We start from the raw sequence: 813 nt of genomic DNA, 5'->3' as shown, positions 1-813 counted from the left end.
AAACTCAGCCGCTCTGGCGTGCGCGGTCAAGCTTTCGCCATGCGCCAACACGCTGGCGGTTTTGCCCAACTTCTGCGCGCCTTGTTCTGAAACCTGAATCAGACTGGAGCGTTTTTGGAAGTCATATGTTCCCAAAGGAGAAGAGAAACGCGCCGTGCGGCTGGTCGGCAAAACGTGGTTGGGGCCTGCGCAATAGTCACCAAGGCTTTCACTGGTATAGCGTCCCATGAAAATAGCGCCGGCGTGGCGGATTTTTTTCGCCCACGCTTGCGGATTTTCAACCGACAATTCCAAGTGTTCGGGAGAAATATAGTTAGCGATTTCGCAGGCTTCGTCCAAGTCTTTAGCCAAAATCATTGCGCCGCGGTTACCCAATGAAGCTTCAATAATTGCACGGCGCGGCATGGTTTCAATCAAGCAGTTCATGGCCGTCTGAACTTCGTCCAAATACGCTTGAGAAGTACCGATCAAAATCGCCTGTGCAATTTCATCGTGTTCCGCCTGACTGAACAAATCCATGGCCACCCAATCGGCAGGCGTCGTACCATCCGCAATCACCAAAATTTCAGACGGCCCTGCCACCATATCGATACCGACCACGCCGAACACGCGTCGTTTGGCCGCAGCGACAAAGGCATTGCCCGGGCCGGTAATCTTATCGACTTGAGGCACAGATTCCGTACCATAGGCCAAAGCCGCAACCGCCTGCGCGCCTCCGACCGTAAACACTTTGGTTACACCGGCCACAAAAGCAGCCGCCAACACGATATCGTTGCGCTCGCCTTTCGGAGTGGGAACGACCATGATGATTTC

At 54.0% G+C, this 813-nt stretch carries 1 protein-coding gene; it reads right to left on the bottom strand.

Annotation, left to right across the window (positions count from 1 at the left end):
- Positions 1–813 (bottom strand): histidinol dehydrogenase (gene hisD / locus ACTHUR_RS13165; RefSeq protein ID WP_440398963.1); only part of this gene is annotated, 813 nt, incomplete at both ends.

This window comes from Neisseria sp. P0021.S007 (assembly GCF_051956855.1).
This window is presented reverse-complemented; position numbering and strand designations above follow the sequence as displayed.